Source organism: Streptomyces phaeofaciens (assembly GCF_014648915.1).
In the GTDB taxonomy this organism is placed as follows: Bacteria; Actinomycetota; Actinomycetes; order Streptomycetales; family Streptomycetaceae; genus Streptomyces; species Streptomyces phaeofaciens.
Genome location: NZ_BMSA01000021.1, coordinates 126,487 through 142,479, shown reverse-complemented (window position 1 = coordinate 142,479; position 15,993 = coordinate 126,487). Strand labels below are relative to the sequence as shown.

Sequence of the window (15,993 nt, the reverse complement as noted above, 5' to 3'; positions counted from 1 at the left end):
AGGAACGGTCCGAGAGGGACAGCAGAAGAAGGCAGGTGGCCCTCTGATGGCCGAGCAATTCGTCGGTTCCGGCTGGGCGTTCCCGCTGCGCATCGGCCCCACCGGAGGCATCGCCCTGGTCAGCGGCGAACGCGAGATCGAGGAGGCGATCCGGCTGATCCTCGCCACCTCACCGGGCGAGCGCCCCATGCGCCCGGAGTACGGCTGCGCCATCCACGACCTGGTCTTCGCCCCGGTCAACGAGGCGACGGCCGGCCGTATCCAGCACGAGGTGTACGTCAGCCTCGACCGCTGGGAGCCGCGCATCGAGGTCACCGACGTCGAGGTCACGGCCGGCGCCGAACAGGGCGTGCTGTTCATCGACGTCCGTTACTCCATCCGCGGCACGAACAACCCGCGCAGTCTCGTCTTCCCCTTCTACGTCATCCCGTCCCACGACGAGCCGGACTCACCGGGCGCCACGGGTACGGCTTCCGAAAGCGACCGCTGATGGCCCTGCCCTCCCCCAATCTGGACGACCGCCGCTTCCAGCAGTTCGTCGACGACGCCAAGCGCTACATCCAGCAGCGCGCCCCGGAGTGGACCGACCACAACGTCTCCGATCCGGGCGTGACGCTCGTCGAGACGGTCGCGCACATGGCGGACCAGATCGTCTACCGCCTCAACCGCGTCCCGGAGAAGAACCACCTGGCCTTCCTCGACCTGGTCGGCATCCGGCTCTTCCCGCCGTCCGCGGCCCGCACCGACGTCACGTTCTGGCTGTCGGCCCCACAGGAGGAACCGGTGCTGCTGCCCACCGGCACCGAGGTGGCGACCGTCCGGACGGAGAGCGAGGAGGCGGTGGTCTTCGCGACCGAACGCGAACTCACCGTCGTCCCCAGCCGGCTGTCGCACCTGGTCGTGCAGCACCAGGGCGAACCGGTCGCCGACCGCACCACCGACCTCGCCGAGGGCAAGGACCTGCTCTGCTTCGCCGAGTCCCCGCGGCCCGGCGACTGCATGCTGCTCGGCCTGTCCTCCGCCGTGCCGCACTGCGCCGTCGCCCTGGAACTGGACAGCCGCGTGGACGGCGTCGGCGTCGACCCCCGCCAGCCGCCCCTGGTCTGGGAGGCGTGGACGGAGGACGGCTGGCAGTCCTGCGAGGTCGACCGGGACGGCACCGGCGGTCTCAACCGCCCCGGCGAGGTCGTCCTGCACATCCCCGGCGGTCATGTCCTGTCCCGCTCCGGCGGCCAGGAGGCCGGCTGGCTGCGCTGCCGCGTCACCGAACCACTGCCCGGCCAGCCCTTCTACACCACCTCGCCCACGGTCCGCTCCGCCGAGGCCTTCACGGTCGGCGGCACGGCCCCCGCCGTGCACGCGGAGACGGTGCACGACGAGGCGCTCGGCGAGTCGACCGGCCTCCCGGGCCAGCGCCTGCGCCTCGCCCACGCCCCGGTCGTCGGCGACGACCCGCCCCTGCTGCTCCAGACCGCCGAGCACGAGGGCTGGGTCGACTGGCAGGTCGTCCCGCACTTCGCCGCCTCCGGACCGGACGACCGCCACATCACCCTCGACGCGGCCACCGGCGAGATCGCCTTCGGCCCGTCCGTCCGCGAACCCGACGGCCGGCTGCGCCAGTACGGCACGGTGGCCGCCAAGGGCGCGGTGATCCGCGCCCGCCGCTACCGCACGGGCGGCGGCCGCGCCGGGAACGTGGCGCGCGGTGCCGTCCAGGTCCTGCGCACCTCGGTGCCGTACGTCTCCGAGGTCGTCAACCGTGAGGCCGCGCGCGGCGGGGTGGACGGCGAGACGGTCGAGGAGGCGAAGCTGCGGGCGCCGATCACCCTGCGCGCCCAGGAGCGGGCCGTGACCCTGCGCGACTACGAGGAACTGGCCCGCCGCGCCGCTCCGGAGACCGCCCGCATCACCTGTCTGGAGGGCGAGGAGGGCGAGCACGGGGCGTACGCGGTGCGGGTGCTGGTGGTCCCGCAGGCCGTCCCGGACCCCGGCGGCCGGCTGCGCTTCGAGCAACTCGTCCCCGGGGACGCCCTGTTGGACCGCATCACCCGCCACCTCGACCAACGCCGCCTGATCGGCACCCGGCTGGCGGTCGGGCCGCCGTACTACCAGGGCATCACGGTCGTCGCCACGGTGCACGCCTTCCGCGGCGTCGACACCGACCGGGTCCGCCGGCAGGCCCATGACGCCCTCTACCGGCACCTCGACCCGCTGACCGGCGGCACGGACGGCAAGGGCTGGCCGTTCGGCCGTCCGGTGCAGTCCGGCGAGGTCTTCGCGGTCCTCCAGCGCGTACCGGGCGTGGAACTCGTCGACCAAGTCATCCTGCACCCCGCCGACCCGCTCACGGGCAAGCGCGGCGAGGCGACCGACCGCATCGACCTGTCCGCCCCGGCCCTGGTCTTCTCGTACGACCACCGGGTCCGTGTGATCGGGGACGGCGCGTGAGGGGGCGCTCCGCCGGGAGGGCCGCTCCGTGTCGCTGTCGTCGGTCGGGTGCGGCCGCGTCGTGGCTCGTCGCGCAGTTCCCCGCGCCCCTTCGGGGCGCTGTCGTGCGCCGGGAAGGAAGCGGCCGGTGAGAGGCTCTGTCGACGGGCTCGGCTCGTCCGCCCCGATCAGCGCGATGCTCCCGGCCGTCTTCGCCGACGACGACCTGGCGCAGCGGTTCGTCGCCGGCCTGGACGAGGTCGTCGCGCCGATCCACAACGTCCTCGACTGCCTGCCCGCGTACTTCGACCCGGCCCTCGCGCCGGTCGACTTCGCCCGGTGGCTGGCGGGCTGGGTCGGCGCGGAGACGGACGGTACGGAACCGGAGCCGAGGCTGCGGGCCGCCGTCGCCGCGGCCGCCTATCTGCACCGGGTCCGCGGCACCCGGCGGGGCCTGGCCGAGGCGATCCGGCTGGCCTTCGGCGTGGAGCCGGAGATCTCCGAGAGCGGCGGTTCGGCGTGGAACGCCCGCCCGCTCGGCCCGTTCCCCGGCGACCACCGCCCCCATCTGCACGTCACGCTCCGCCTGCCCGACCCCGGTCCGGCGGACGAACACCGCCTGGACGCCCTCGTGGCCGCCGCCCGCCCCGCCCACATGCCGTACTCGGTCAAGGTGACCGCAGCCGAAAGGACCCCGGAGAGATGACCACCCAGAACTGCGCCGACTGCGGCACCCGGGCGGAACCCGGCCAGTCCTTCTGCGACGCCTGCGGTGCCGTACTGAGCTGGACGGACCGGGCGACGGTGCGGGCCGGGGCGGCGGCGTCGACGTCCGGGGCGACGGCGACACCGGGGACGCCCGGCGCCGGCGAAGGGTCCGCCACCGGGTCCGGTTCCGGTTCCGGGGACGACGTACAGCGTCCGGAGGCCGGGGCGGCCGACACCTCCCGGCCGGGCTCCGGCGCACCGTCCCCGGCGCCGCGCCCGTCGCGGGACACCGACCCGCCCGAGCCCGCCGTCACGGCACCGGCCCCCGCTTCCTCCGCCGTCTCCGCCTCCGCCGTCGACGACGAGCACGACCCGGACGACGAGGACACCACGGAAACCCCCCTCCCGGCGCTCCCCCCGGACACGGCCGACGACTCCCGGGCCGCGACGACGCCCGCCCCCGCCCTCGGCGACACGATGGCCGCCCGGGCGCGCTCCCTGCTGGTGCCCGTCGACGAACCGGAGGCGCCCGCGCCCGCCGCTCCGCCCACCGTCGCCCCGGTCCTCCCGGGCCGCCCGGTGGCGGACCGGCCCCAGGTCCGGGTGCCCGTCCCCGAGCGGGGCGAGGAGAACGGCGTCGCGTGCCCCTGGTGCTCCACCCCCAACCGGCCCGACCGGCACTTCTGCACGCGCTGCGCGATGCCCATGACCCTGGAGGACCGCTCCCCGCAGCGCCTCCCGTGGTGGCGCCGGGTGCTGAACCGGGACGGTCAGGCCCACTGGGCCGGCGACCGCCCCCGGCTGCGCCGCACCTTCGACCGCATCGTCACGTGGGTGGTGGCGGCGCTCGTCCTCACCCTGCTGATCTGGGTCGGGATGAACGCCTCGGGATGGGTGCAGGCCACCCGCGACCACTTCGCCAAGCGTGCGCCGGTGGCCCCGGACGCGTACGCGGCCTCCCGCTCCTACCCCGGCCACAAGCCGGAGCTGGCGTTCGACAAGTACGCCAACACCTGGTGGGGGCCGGGTGTCTCGGAGTCGGGCGAGGGCGAGTGGATCGAGGCCCGCTTCGACGAGCCGACCCGTCTGCTGGACGTGATCATCACGTCGGGTACGTCGTCCAAGGCCGACCAGCTGAACCAGTCGGCGCTCCCGCACCGCCTCAAGGCGACGATCACGACGAAGGACGGCAAGACCACGACCCGCGAGCTGGTCCTCGACCAGAGCGCGGGCGGCCAGCGCCGCGCCTTCCGCGTCGGCGAGGTCACCAAGGTCCGCTTCACGGTCGAGTCGTCGTACGGCGCCTCCGGGAGCAAGCAGGTGGCGATCGCGGAGATCGAGTTCTTCGGCAAGTCCAGCGCGAACGCGTCCTGACGGGGCGGGGCAGGGCCGCGGCCGGGGGTAGCCCTCCGGCCGCGGCCGCCCGCGCGCGGCCTGAGGCACAACGAAACGAGTCCCACCCCGTCTGACGGGATGGGACTCGTTCACCAGAGCGCCGGGCAGGCCTTGCACCTGCATCTCCCCGCAGGAAGCGGGGCGTCTTTCCTTGGACGACCAACGCAGAACCTGTTCACCTTCGTGGTGCGGTGACCGGCTCAAGATCAATCATAGCGTATGACCGGAGGCTGTTCCACCACGCGCGTGCCGCGCCGGCGCCCCGGGCCCGTCAGGCGACGTCGCCGACCTTCAGCTCCGGCCCGACGACCAGCGTGACGACGCCCGCGGCGGCCGAGGCGTCCGACGCGGCCTTGACGCCGGGCAGCCGGGAGGCGATCGCCGCCGCCTGCTGTTCCAGGCCCGGCGGGGCGGTGACGGTCGTCTTCGACACCGTGGCGGGCGCGTTGCCCGTACCGGTGACGGTGTACCCGGCCTGCCGCAGCTTCTCCGCGACCTCGGCGGCGCGGCCGCCGATACCGGTGCCGTTGAGCACCTGGACCCTCGTCTGGGAGGCGTACACCAGCTTCTCGACGTCCGCCTCGAGCTGGTCCTTGGTCGTCTCCTTGTCCTTGGCCAGCGCGCTGAACAGATCGGCGGCCTGCGGGTACTGCCAGACGACATTGGCCTTGTCCGTCGGTACGTCGGCCTCGCGCGGGTAGTTGGGCACCGTGAGGAAGGCCAGACGGTCGCTCGGGATGCCCTTCAGTTCGTTGGCCAGGCCGTACAGCGGCTTGATGCCGGCCAGTCCGGGGTCCGCGGTGAGGGACTTGGTCGCGGACTGCATGAAGCCGTACAGCGCGTCGGGGCTGGTGAGCTTCTTCTGGGCCTTCTCGGCCAGGGCGTTCATGAACTCCTGCTGGCGGCCGATGCGGCCGATGTCGGAGCCGTCGCCCACGCCGTAGCGGACCCGGACGTAGCCGAGGGCCGTCTCGCCGTCGACGGTCTGGCAGCCGGCCTTCATGTTCAGCTTGGCCTTGTCCGACGTGATGGCCTGCTCGGGGCAGACCTCGATGCCGTCCAGGGCGTCGACCATGCCCTTGAAGCCGGAGAAGTCGATCGACATGAAGTTGTCGATGCGCAGGCCGGTGTGGGCCTCGACGGTCTTGATGCTGCACGCGGCGGCGTTGGCGACCTCGCCGCTGGTGCCGCCCAGCGCGAAGGCCTCGTTGATCTTCGCCTTGTGGGGGGAGGACTTCTTGCCCTCACTCATCTCGCACGCCGGTATCTCCACATAGGAGTCACGCGGGAACGACACGACCGCGGCCCACTTCCGGTCCGCCGGAATGTGCAGCACCATCAGCGTGTCCGACTGCATGGTGGTCAGGTCCTTGCCGTACTTGGCGTTGGCGCCGTCACGGCTGTCGGAGCCCACCAGCATGATGTTCTTCGACCCCGGGCTGAGGTTCTCGGGCCGGTTCCCGCCGAGCTTGTCGTCCACGTCGGCGCGGTTGATGTTGTCGTTGAGGTCCTGATAGATCCAGGCTCCGACGCCGCCGACGCCGAGGACGACCACGGCGGTCACCCCCGCGCCCCACGCGAGGATCCGCCCCCGCCGGGTCAGCCGGGTACCGCCCCGGCCCGCCGTCCGCTCCCCCGGCCGGCCCGTCGTGGCCGCCGGAGTCCGCCCCCGCCTTCTCGTTCCGCTCACCGGCGCTCGCTCCTCCGCATCGGCCGTCGCACCCCGTACACCGTGCTCGGATCGTTCGGCGTTGGTCACCGCCGAACGCCGGAACCCTACACGCAAGGTGAAATACGTTCCGGGAGCACAGACGTCTCAGGAGACTCACGGAACCTCAGAAGGGTTGCCCCTGAGCCGAGTTCGGCGAGGTCGAGGGACTGTCCGGCGGGAGGGACGGGACCGCCCCGGTCCGCGACGGGCGGACCGGGGCGGCGGGTTCCGCCTACTGAGCGCTTCTTACTGAGCGCTTCTCACGGAGCGTTGATCAGGTCGTACGGCGGGACCGTCACCGTGCGGGCGCCCGTGGTGCCGCCGAGGACGACCTTGCGCAGGGAGACGTTGTTCTTGAGGTTGGTCTCCTTCAGACGCTTGGCCGGGTTGGCGACGACCTCGATGTAGTACGTGCCGTTCGGCAGGCCGGTGATGTCGAAGGACTGGCCGGGACGGTACTGGGTGTACGTGTCACCGGAGCCGACGTCGAGGACCTCCCGCACCGAGATGGAGTTCTGCTGACCGCAGGCGGTCGACAGATCGGTGTTGTAGGGGTGCCAGTTGGCGTTCTTCACCGTGTAGTCGACCGCGTCGGTGTTGGCCAGGCAGAACGCCTCCTTGCCGCTCTTGACGATCTCCTTCTTGTCCGCGGCGAGCAGGTGGTAGCTGGCGAAGTCCGTGAAGTGCCAGTGCTCGTGGCCGATGCGCGGGTCCCACTCCATGGTGCCGGTGGGGCTGTAGCCGATCTGCTTGCCGTTCGCGTCGTAGAAGTACTGGTACGCGTCCATCAGGTCGGCGCCCGGCTTGCGGAAGCCGTCCACGACGAGCGGGGCGGGGCCGGCGTTCCACACGTTGGCGCTGAAGGCGAGGTAGTCCTTGCCGGGGGCGTCGCCGTCCTCGCCGTCGGTGACCGCGATGTCCCAGGCCGGGAGCGACCGCAGGTCCGGCTTCGGCGCGTTGGCCGGGACCGCCGCACGGCCGGTGGGCCGCTTGGAGTTGGCCTTCAGTCCGGGCGCGATGCGGGAACCGTCGGTGTGGCCGGAGCCGTCGCCCAGGTGGTGGGCGAGACCGCGGTCCTCCAGGGCGTGGGAGAGGGCGGAGGGGGTGGGAGCGTCTGCGCCGCGCGGCCCGTAGTGGTGACCACCGGCGTGGGCACCTCCGTGAGCACCCCCGTGGGCTCCTCCGTGGGCCATCGAGGAGTGCTGCCCGCCGGTGAGGCCCGCCCCGCCGCCGCCCTCCCCGTCGCTGATCTGCCGCACCGTCACCTTGATGGTGGCCTGGTTGTTCGGGATGCCGAACAGGTCGCGGTACTTCTTCGCGACCGACACCTTGGCCGTGTACTCGCCCGCCGGCAGGTCGACCGGGTTGTCGTAGTCGACGGCGGTGGTGTTGGCCGCCCAGCCCTTCTCCACGCCCCAGACGGAGCCCAGCGTGAAGGGGTTGGTGGGGCAGCTCTCCGGATAGTGCGAGGTGGCCGGGGCGTCCGGCCGCAGCCGCCCGGAGGCGTTGTTCGGACAGAAGGTGCCCTTGGTCTTCTGCACCTCCACCCCGGAGGCGTTCTTGACGGACACCTCCAGGAAGCCGGGCAGCCCGGAGAAGTCCTTGACGGTCCCGGCGGGCAGCGTCCTGGTCGTGGTTCTCGTCCCGTTCCGCAGGATCTGCTGCGCGACGACGGGGTCCTTGTACGACTTGCGCGTCACCTTGAACTCCAAGGGCGCGTTGTCGACGGTGACGTACGTGCCGAGGTCGAGGTAGACCCCGGAGTTGCCCTCCCATCGGTCGAGCGTCACGGACTTCGACGCGGCGACGAGCTTGAGCACCGGCTTCCCCGGCGTGGTCGCCGGTGCGGCACCGGCGCCGGGGGCGGCCCCGGCGACGGCGACGACGGTGAGCGCGGCCCCCGCGGCGAACGCCCCGCGCTTGATTCCCTTGCGGTGTTGCAGTCTGGTCATCGGTTCCTCGTCTGCGAGTGCCATGGTCAGTGGCATCGGACTGGACAGCCCACCCGGCCACCACACGGACGCACCCCATGCGCCCCGGCCGGATCCATGAGCACCCTGTGAGAGGGGCAAGAGCCTTGTAGGGGTTGCCTGTTGAACAGGAAACCGACCAGAAACCGGCCCCCACGGCGCAGAATTCACCCCTCCGGGCGAAGCACCGCCCACACGTCCACCCGACGACCGGTCCACTCCCGGGAGCGGACCGCGCCGGTCAGCCCGCCGCCGGCTGCTCCGTGCCGTCGGGGCGCCGGACGCTCGGGGGTTCCAGATGCGTGAGCACCGTGCCGTGGAAGCGCTGTACGGCGTCGTCGACGCTGCGGATGAAGCCGGACTCCGCGTTGCCGCGGGTGCTGCCCATGCCCTTGAAGAGGGTGAGGCGGAAGCCGGTGACCCGCGCCCCGTTCCTGGGCAGGAGGTCGGCCGGTTCCGGCCGGAGCCGTTCCAGCGTGCCGCGGGGGCCCGCGCCGTCCTCGATCAGGGTCTCCACGTGGAGGTTCGCCGGTGCCTCCGCCAGCCGCCGCACGAGCCGTTTGGCCCAGGTCAGGGGGTAGCCCTGCTCGGGTGCCGGGATCTCGACGGACGTCCGCAGCCGGCCGGTCCGCAGATCGGCGCCGACCGCCAGGACACCCGGCGCTCCCTCGATCCGCAGCTCCGCCCGGAGCCTGCCCTCGGCGCACAGTTCGTCGGCCATCCTGGCGCGGCGCGCCCCGGGGTCGCTACCGCGCCGGGCGCGCTGGACGGGAAGGACCTTCTGGCCGAGTTCGCCGCCGAGGCCCAGGGACACCTGGCGGATGAGCCGCTCCCAGCTCTCCACCACCTCCAGGGCCCGGGGGTCGCCCTGGCACAGGGTCTCGTCGTCGATGCCCTTGCGCACGGGAACCCAGGCGGCGCCCATGTTCTGGAAGCCGTGGCAGCCGGAGTTCTCGTGCTGGAGGTAGTGCAGGAGTTCCTGGAGCAGCCAGGCGTGGGCGCTGTTCCCGACGCCCTCGTGCCGGATGAGCAGCTGGGCCTGGTGGGCCACCTCGGCCCAGGACAGGTGGCGCAGCGCGACCTTGTGCTTGCGCCGCCCGTCGATCTTCACGTCGACGAGCGGGCTGCCTTCCAGCGCGACGTCGTTGGAGAGTGTGATCACGGTTTCGTAGCCGCGCCGTGCGGCGATGTCCATATAGGCCTGCACCTGCTCGGACCTGAGGGGGTTGCCGTTGGTCTTCGTCTCGACCAACGCGGTCCACAGCTTGCCGGCGCGCTCGACCCGGATCACTCCGTCGGGGCGGCGCGGGGTGTCACCGTGGGGCAGGGACACCTCGGTGAAGGTCTCCATCCGGCCCGTCGGCGCGCCGAAGGCGGCCGTGAGCCGCCGCCCGAACTCGGGGACCTGTGCCATCACGGACAGCAGTACCGAGGTCGCCCGTGTCTCGCGGTCCCGGTCGCTCTTGAGCGCGGAGACGGGGAAGAGGCGGGCGTCCTTCCAGGACTCGTTCTCCGCGAGCGACTTCTTCGCCGCCTTCGGGAGGGTGATCTTCCTCCTGGCGGTGCGGGGGCGGGCGGCGGCGGCCTTCGGCGGCTGGGCGTCGTCCCCGGCGGGGCGGGGGGCGGGCATCGCCGGGAGGGCTGCCGGGCGCCGCGGGGTCTGTGCGGGCTCCGAGGGCTGCGGGGGCGCCGGTACCTGCTCGACGGCGACGGTTTCGCCCTGTTCCGCGTCGGCACCCGCGCCGGTGTCGGCGTCCTGCCCGGCCGAGGCGTCGTCGTCGATGTCGACGCCGAAGTCCGTCGCGAGTCCGGCCAGTCCGGTGTCGTAGCCCTGTCCGACCGCCCGGAACTTCCAGTCGTCCCCGCGCCGGTACAGCTCGCCGAAGATGAACGCGCTCACCGACCCCGGGTCGTCGATCGCGAACCGCAGCAGATCCTCGCCGGACCCGTCGGCCAGCGTGACCCGGAGGTCGTCGAGTTCGTCGAAGCGGGCGCCCTCGTACCGGCTGGCGGCGACGACGATCCGCTCCACACCGGCCGGGATCGCGGTCAGGTCGAAGCCGATCCGGTCCTCGCTGCCCTCTCCCACCGGCACCTTCCCGAGCAGCTGGACGCTTCCGTCCGGGGCGACCGGGTGGTTGTAGAAGTAGAAGTCGGTGTCGCTGCGGACCTTTCCCTTCGCGTCCAGCAGCAGGACCGAGACGTCGGCGTCGCCCTCGCCGGTCGGGCTGGCCCACCCGAGGCTCACGATCACCGCGTCGGCGTTCTCGCTCAGCGCCGCCAACCCCACGTTGGCGCCCTTGACCATGTCGTGCACTAGCCCCCCTTTTTCACGGCCCCTTGGCCCCTTCATCACGGCCCCCGCCGATGTGACGCGCGACACACGCAGCGCACGGGGAGACTCTAGTGCTCCGAGAGCCGGCCGGGGACGTTCCCGCCGGAAAGGCCTTACGACGGGGGAAACCACCCACCGGCCGCGCACCCCGGGTGGCGGCGCCCGGTCGGCGGGGGCGGCCACTGTCGAACTGCCGTACGGGCATCCGAGTCCGACCGGTGGTGCGGCGTCCCCGGTCCGGGTGGTTCCCGGGGCACTTCCGGGTGAAGGGTGGGGCGAATGGTCATTCTGAGGCGGTGTTTCCGTGGGAGTTGAGACCGGGTCATGTGCTCGGGTGGGCCCGGGGTCGTCGTCGCACCCTGCCCACCCTGCTGCTCGCCGTCGTGGTGCTGTTGGCCGGCCCGGGGTGCGTCCCCGTCGGGGCCGGAGGGGGCGGCGGGGACGGGAAGCCACGTGACGGTGCGCCGCCGGGGCCCTTCGGGGCCTATGTCGGTTACGGCTCCGAGGGGGTGCGGCGGCTCTCGGAGCTCGACCGGTGGCTGGGACCGGCCACCCCGCGGGTCGGGCACGCCTACCTTCCGGGGGACCGGTGGTTCAACATCGAGGGGGGCACCAACGACCTGGAGCACTGGGCCAAGTGGCGCAAGGCCCGTGCCGACCGGCTGTTCGTGCTCAACGTGCCGATGCTGGAGCGCTCGGAGGCGCATCTGCCCGACTCCTTCGTACGGCGTGAGCTGCGCACAGGTGCGGACGGGGCGTACGACGGGCACTTCAGGAAGCTCGCCCGGCGGCTCGTCTCGCTCGGGGTGCCGGACACCGTGCTCGTCATCGGCTGGGAGATGAACGGGATCACCTACCAGCACCGGTGCGGCCCGGACCCGGATGCCTGGAAGGCGTACTGGGTGCGGATCGTGACCGCCATGCGGTCCGTGGGCGGGCAGCGGTTCCGGTTCGAGTTCGCGCCGAACCGGGGGCGGGACGCCATCCCGTGGCCCAAGTGCTACCCGGGTGACCGGTACGTCGACGTCATCGGCATGGACGCCTACGACCAGCCGCACGGCATGTCCTTCGCCGAGCAGCGCGACGAGCCGTACGGCCTCACCGAGCACGTCCGGTTCGCGCGCCGGCACGGCAAGCCGATCGCGTACCCCGAGTGGGGGCTGTTCCGCAACGGCGACAACCCGGCCTACATCCGCGGCATGCTCACCTGGTTCGCCCGGCACCGGCCGCTGTACCAGACCATCAGCGACTACTGCCCGCACGGAGTGTGGTGGTGCTCCGGGAACCCGAGGTCCTCGGCCGAGTACCGCAGGCTGATGACGGGGCCGTTCGACTGAAACCGCGGCGCGTGTCCCGCCGCGTACCTCGCTCTCCGCGGACCACCGGTCTGATGATCCCAAGATGCGACGAGTACCTTCCGCCCTGGCCGTCCGGCCGGCCGTCCCGCTGGCCCTTCTGCTCGTGACGCTCGCCGCCGTGCCCGCCGGCGCGGGGGCCGGCGGGCAGGCCGCCTCCACCGGGGGAGCCCCTACGGCGGGCGCCCCCGCGAGGAGCGCCGACCCGGTCCGCGGTGAGGCGGCCCGTGCCGTCCGCGCCCACGAGGCGGCCCGCGCCCGCGTCGACCGGCTCCGCGCGAACGACGCGGGTCCCACGAAGATCGAGGCCGCCGAGCAGCGCCGCAAGGAGATCCGGGCCGGTCTGTGGGATCTGCTGTGGGCGGCGGGACGCGCCTTCGGTGATCCGGTCGCCGTGGATCCGTCCGGACAGGCCGGACAGTGCCCCCTGCGGGGGCGCGGCGACAAGGGGAAGGGGCGGGATCGGGGCACCCCACCCAAGAACGCCGGCGCCTCGACATCCGAGAAGTCCGGGAAGTCCAGCGGGTCCGCCGAGTCCGGCTCCCCCGCGTCCAAGACCCGCCCCTGGTCCGCCCCCACCCGCGACTACTGGCTCTCCGCCGGATTCGCGGCCTCGGGCACCCGCTGGGCCCACCGGCACACCGGCCAGGACTTCGCGGTGAACACCGGTACCCCCGTGTACGCCGTCGGCCCCGGCACCGTACGGGCCACGACCTGCGGTGACGGGTTCGGCAACCAGGTGGTCGTCCGGCATCCCGACGGCTACTTCACCCAGTACGCCCATCTCTCGCACATCGACGTCCGGGCCGGGGAGCGGGTCGCCGCCGGCGAGCGCCTCGGGCTCTCCGGCGCCACCGGCAACGTCACCGGCCCGCACCTCCACTTCGAGGTACGGATCACGCCGTACCTGGGATCCTCCGTGGCACCCCTGCCGTGGCTGCGGAACAAGGACGTGCGGGTGGGCCCGTAGCCGCGCGCCGCGGGGAACGAAATCGCGTGGACACCCTCCGCGCGGTGAACCATGCTCGCCGGCATGATCCGAGCAGCCACCGTCCACGACGTCCCCGAGATCCGCGCCATGATCGGTGAACTCGCCGCCTACCACCGGTCGGCGGAGGAGGTCCGCGCCACCGAGGAGCAGCTCCACGAGGCGCTGTTCGGCGCGCATCCCGCCGCGTACGCGCTGATCGCGCAGGACGACGGGACGGCCGAGACGGTCGGGTTCGCGCTGTGGTTCCCGAGCTTCTCCACCTGGACCGGCACCCGCGGTGTGCACCTGGAGGACCTGTACGTCCGCCCGCAGGCGCGCGGCGGGGGCCACGGCAAGGCGCTGCTCGCGGCCCTCGCCGCGGTCTGCGACCGCAACGGCTGGGAGCGGTTCGAGTGGTGCGTGCTGGAGTGGAACGAGCCGACGATCGCCTTCTACAAGTCGATCGGCGCGCAGATCGTCGACGACTGGCGGGTCTGCCATCTCACCGGTACCCCCCTCGCCGAACTGGCCGCCCAGGCCGCGCCGGTCGGCTGACGGACCCGCGCGGGGACGTCGGCCTCCCGGGGGCCGTGCGCCCGAGGTGTCGCCGGTCGCCTGTTGCGGGGCTGCCCCGCCGACCAGGGGCAGCCCCGCTCGCCGCCGGGGGGAGGCCCGCGTGCCGGGCGCCTGCCATGACAGCCGGCCGAGGGTCCGGCCTGTCGGCCCCCTGGCACGTCCCGTCCCCCGGGCAGCCCCTCCAGGCTGCCGTGCCGCGGGCGGCGGCGCACTCCGCCCGGCGCGGGATCCGTACACGTACCCGCAGGTGAACGAGTGCTCCGAGGTACCTAGGTAGGCATGGTCGCCGGGATCTCGGTGCGGGAGGCGATGCCCAACTTGGCGAGGATGTGCTCGACATGGGCGTCCACGGTCCGCTTGGAGATCACGAGGCGCTCGGCGATCTCCCGGTTGGACAGGCCCCGCACGACCAGCGCGGCGACCTCCCGCTCGCGCCGGGTGAGGGCGTCGGCCGCGCGGCGCTCGGGGGCCGGCCGGGGCGCCGGGGGCCGTGCGGCGCCGGCGGCCCCCTGCGCGCCCGCCGGGCGCCCGGCGCCGTACTCGCGGAGGGTGTCGAGCAGCCGGTAGCGGCCGCCGTCCTCCCCGATGCGCTGCACCACGGACTTGTCGACCAGTCCGATCAGCGCCGAGACGACGTCCTCGCGGGGTAACTCCCCGCCGCCGCACACCTCTTCGGCCGCCGACAGCTCGAAGGGCCCGGCGAACACGGCGAGTCGCGCCCACAGCAGCCGCTCCTGCGGGGTGCACAGGTCGTAGGACCAGTCGATGGCCGTGCGCAGGGTCTGGTGCCGGGTGAGCGCGGTGCGCCGGCCGCCGGTGAGGACCTCGAAGCGCTGGTCGAGGCGGGCGACCAGTTCGGCGAGCGGTACCGCGCGCAGCCGTACGGCGGCGAGTTCCAGGGCGAGGGGCATGCCGTCGAGCCGGTCGACGAGGGCCAGGGTGCGGGCCTCGTCGCGGTCGCCGAGGACGGTGACCGCCGCGGCCCGCCGGCGGAACAGGTCGACCGCGTCTTTTCTGCCCAGGGGCGCGATCGGGACGCAGTGCTCGCCGGGTACGTCGAGCGGCTGGCGGCTGGTGGCCAGGACGACGAGCCCCCGCGCCTCGCGCAGCAGGATGTCGCAGAGCATCGCGCACGCGTCGACCAGGTGTTCACAGGTGTCCAGGACCAGCAGCATGTGCCGCTCCCGCAGATGCTCCACGACCGCGTCCAGCGGGCTCGTCCCGGGCTGCTCGGGCAGGTCGAGGACGCCCGCGAGGGTGGCCGGGACCAGCTCCGGGTCGTGCAGCGCGGACAGTTCCACCAGCCGCACCCCGTCCGCGAACCGCCCCGCCGACCCGCCCGCCGCCCTGAGCGCCGTACGGCTCTTGCCGACGCCGCCCGGACCCACCAGCGTCACCAGTCTGAACCGCGCCAGCGCGGTGCGGATCAGGGCGAGTTCCTCGGCCCTCCCCACGAAACTGGTGATCTCCACCGGGAGTTGTCCGCCCCGCCGCTGGCCGAAGCCGAATCCCATGCCACCCCCGCGCAGTTCCGTCCACCGATCCTCCTCAATCATCACAGAGCAATCACACGGATGCCGAGAGTGACCGAGGCCGCGGGGCGTCGGGGGTGCGTAGGTATCACCGGGGAGGGGGACGGTCGTCGAAAATCCGTGCGAGGGATGAACGCGTCACGGGACACTGCCTTCGTCACCGAAAGGGAGGGGGCCCGACCAGTGGGCAAACGGCGTTATGTGGCCCGGGGCGTGCCCGGCGGGTACCGGATCTGGGACAACCGCCGCCGGGGCTACTGGGGCGACTTCTACGAGCTGTGCCCGGACGACCTGCTGACCGCGCTGAACGCCGGGGCCGAGCAGGCCCGGATCGTCGAGCTGATGCGCCGGTACAAGAAGGCGCGGCGCTGACCGGGGACGGACCGCTTCACGGCAGGTCGGGCCGGTACGCGATCAGGGCCCAGATCACGAAGATGTCCACGGCGATGAGGATGATCGACCAGACCGGGGAGTAGGGCAGGAACAGGAACTGCACGATCGCGCTCAGGGAAGCGAGCATGACACCGCTGAGCCGGGCCCAGTACGCCCCCTGGAGGAGTCCCAGACCGGTCGCCGCCGCCGCGACGCCCACACCCAGCAGGATCCAGCCCCACGCGGTGAGGTTGATCTCGTACACGTACCCGCGGACCAGGGCGTACACATCGTCGTGGGCGATCGCGGAAATGCCCTGGAACACCTGCATGAACCCGTTCACCAGCATCAGGACGCCCGCGAGGGTGACCCCGCCGGCGGCCAGGCTGCCGCGCCCGGTGGGGTGCCCGCCCGGAGCGGAACCGGTGCCCTGGTGGGAGGGGTCCCAGATCGGAGGTTCCTGGGAGGAGTGCGACTGGCCGCTCATGGCGTACCCCGTCTCTGTCGTGGCTGGGTCTGCCCTTCGACCATCCGTCCGGGTGACGGCCACCACCACGGGAACTGGGCCGTCCGGGTGAGTCGGCATGCGGGTGGGGGCGGGCGGGCCTTCACTGGGAGGGGGCCCGCCGGGAAGCATCAGGA

12 protein-coding genes and 1 pseudogene are annotated in these 15,993 nt (G+C 72.6%); 8 read left to right on the top strand and 5 right to left on the bottom strand.

All coding sequences use genetic code 11. The features are described 5' to 3' along the window. Positions 1-46 precede the first annotated feature (46 nt). The 4 genes from IE275_RS30645 to IE275_RS30630 all read left to right on the top strand — a co-directional run bounded on the left by IE275_RS30645 (position 47) and on the right by IE275_RS30630 (position 4,509). Complete coding sequence (locus IE275_RS30645) at positions 47-490, top strand: GPW/gp25 family protein (RefSeq protein ID WP_189715080.1); 444 nt, start codon at positions 47-49, stop codon at positions 488-490. Further along, positions 490-2,448: a putative baseplate assembly protein gene (locus IE275_RS30640; protein ID WP_189715078.1), complete on the top strand. Its 1,959-nt coding sequence runs from the start codon at positions 490-492 to the stop codon at positions 2,446-2,448. Before IE275_RS30645 ends, IE275_RS30640 begins: the two co-directional genes overlap by 1 nt. Before the next feature lie 127 nt (positions 2,449-2,575). Continuing rightward, positions 2,576-3,133, top strand: a complete 558-nt coding sequence (locus IE275_RS30635; RefSeq protein WP_229870721.1) for a phage tail protein — start codon at positions 2,576-2,578, stop codon at positions 3,131-3,133. Further along, on the top strand, positions 3,130-4,509 hold the full coding sequence (locus IE275_RS30630; protein WP_189715076.1) for an NADase-type glycan-binding domain-containing protein: 1,380 nt from the start codon (positions 3,130-3,132) through the stop codon (positions 4,507-4,509). Before IE275_RS30635 ends, IE275_RS30630 begins: the two co-directional genes overlap by 4 nt. Before the next feature lie 292 nt (positions 4,510-4,801). Here IE275_RS30630 and IE275_RS30625 read toward each other — a convergent pair whose 3' ends face one another. The 3 genes from IE275_RS30625 to IE275_RS30615 all read right to left on the bottom strand — a co-directional run bounded on the left by IE275_RS30625 (position 4,802) and on the right by IE275_RS30615 (position 10,528). After that, positions 4,802-6,220: an LCP family protein gene (locus IE275_RS30625; protein ID WP_444545888.1), complete on the bottom strand. Its 1,419-nt coding sequence runs from the start codon at positions 6,218-6,220 to the stop codon at positions 4,802-4,804. 281 nt (positions 6,221-6,501) lie between these two features. Continuing rightward, positions 6,502-8,193: a lysyl oxidase family protein gene (locus IE275_RS30620; protein WP_189715074.1), complete on the bottom strand. Its 1,692-nt coding sequence runs from the start codon at positions 8,191-8,193 to the stop codon at positions 6,502-6,504. Between the two features lie 259 nt (positions 8,194-8,452). Continuing rightward, positions 8,453-10,528 carry a TerD family protein gene (locus IE275_RS30615; RefSeq protein ID WP_189715072.1) on the bottom strand — a complete coding sequence of 692 codons (2,076 nt, stop codon included), beginning with the start codon at positions 10,526-10,528 and terminating at the stop codon, positions 8,453-8,455. Positions 10,529-10,872: 344 nt separating this feature from the next. On the opposite strand from IE275_RS30615, the gene IE275_RS30610 reads away from it, so the two are divergent. The 3 genes from IE275_RS30610 to IE275_RS30600 all read left to right on the top strand — a co-directional run bounded on the left by IE275_RS30610 (position 10,873) and on the right by IE275_RS30600 (position 13,426). Next, positions 10,873-11,883, top strand: coding sequence for a glycoside hydrolase family 26 protein (locus tag IE275_RS30610; RefSeq protein ID WP_229870719.1), 1,011 nt, complete (start codon positions 10,873-10,875; stop codon positions 11,881-11,883). 64 nt (positions 11,884-11,947) lie between these two features. Next, positions 11,948-12,871 carry a M23 family metallopeptidase gene (locus IE275_RS30605; RefSeq protein WP_189715070.1) on the top strand — a complete coding sequence of 308 codons (924 nt, stop codon included), beginning with the start codon at positions 11,948-11,950 and terminating at the stop codon, positions 12,869-12,871. A gap of 63 nt (positions 12,872-12,934) precedes the next feature. Then, positions 12,935-13,426 carry a GNAT family N-acetyltransferase gene (locus tag IE275_RS30600; protein ID WP_189715067.1) on the top strand — a complete coding sequence of 164 codons (492 nt, stop codon included), beginning with the start codon at positions 12,935-12,937 and terminating at the stop codon, positions 13,424-13,426. 317 nt (positions 13,427-13,743) lie between these two features. On the opposite strand, the pseudogene IE275_RS30595 reads toward IE275_RS30600, so the two are convergent. Further along, positions 13,744-14,961 (bottom strand): annotated as a pseudogene (locus IE275_RS30595) (LuxR C-terminal-related transcriptional regulator); the annotation flags it as partial. Positions 14,962-15,162: 201 nt separating this feature from the next. On the opposite strand from IE275_RS30595, the gene IE275_RS30590 reads away from it, so the two are divergent. Further along, positions 15,163-15,351, top strand: coding sequence for a hypothetical protein (locus IE275_RS30590; protein WP_189715065.1), 189 nt, complete (start codon positions 15,163-15,165; stop codon positions 15,349-15,351). A gap of 16 nt (positions 15,352-15,367) precedes the next feature. Here the strand turns inward: IE275_RS30590 and IE275_RS30585 are convergent, their stop codons facing one another. Continuing rightward, positions 15,368-15,838, bottom strand: a complete 471-nt coding sequence (locus IE275_RS30585) for a DUF7144 family membrane protein (protein WP_189715063.1) — start codon at positions 15,836-15,838, stop codon at positions 15,368-15,370. Between the last annotated feature and the right edge of the window lie 155 nt (positions 15,839-15,993).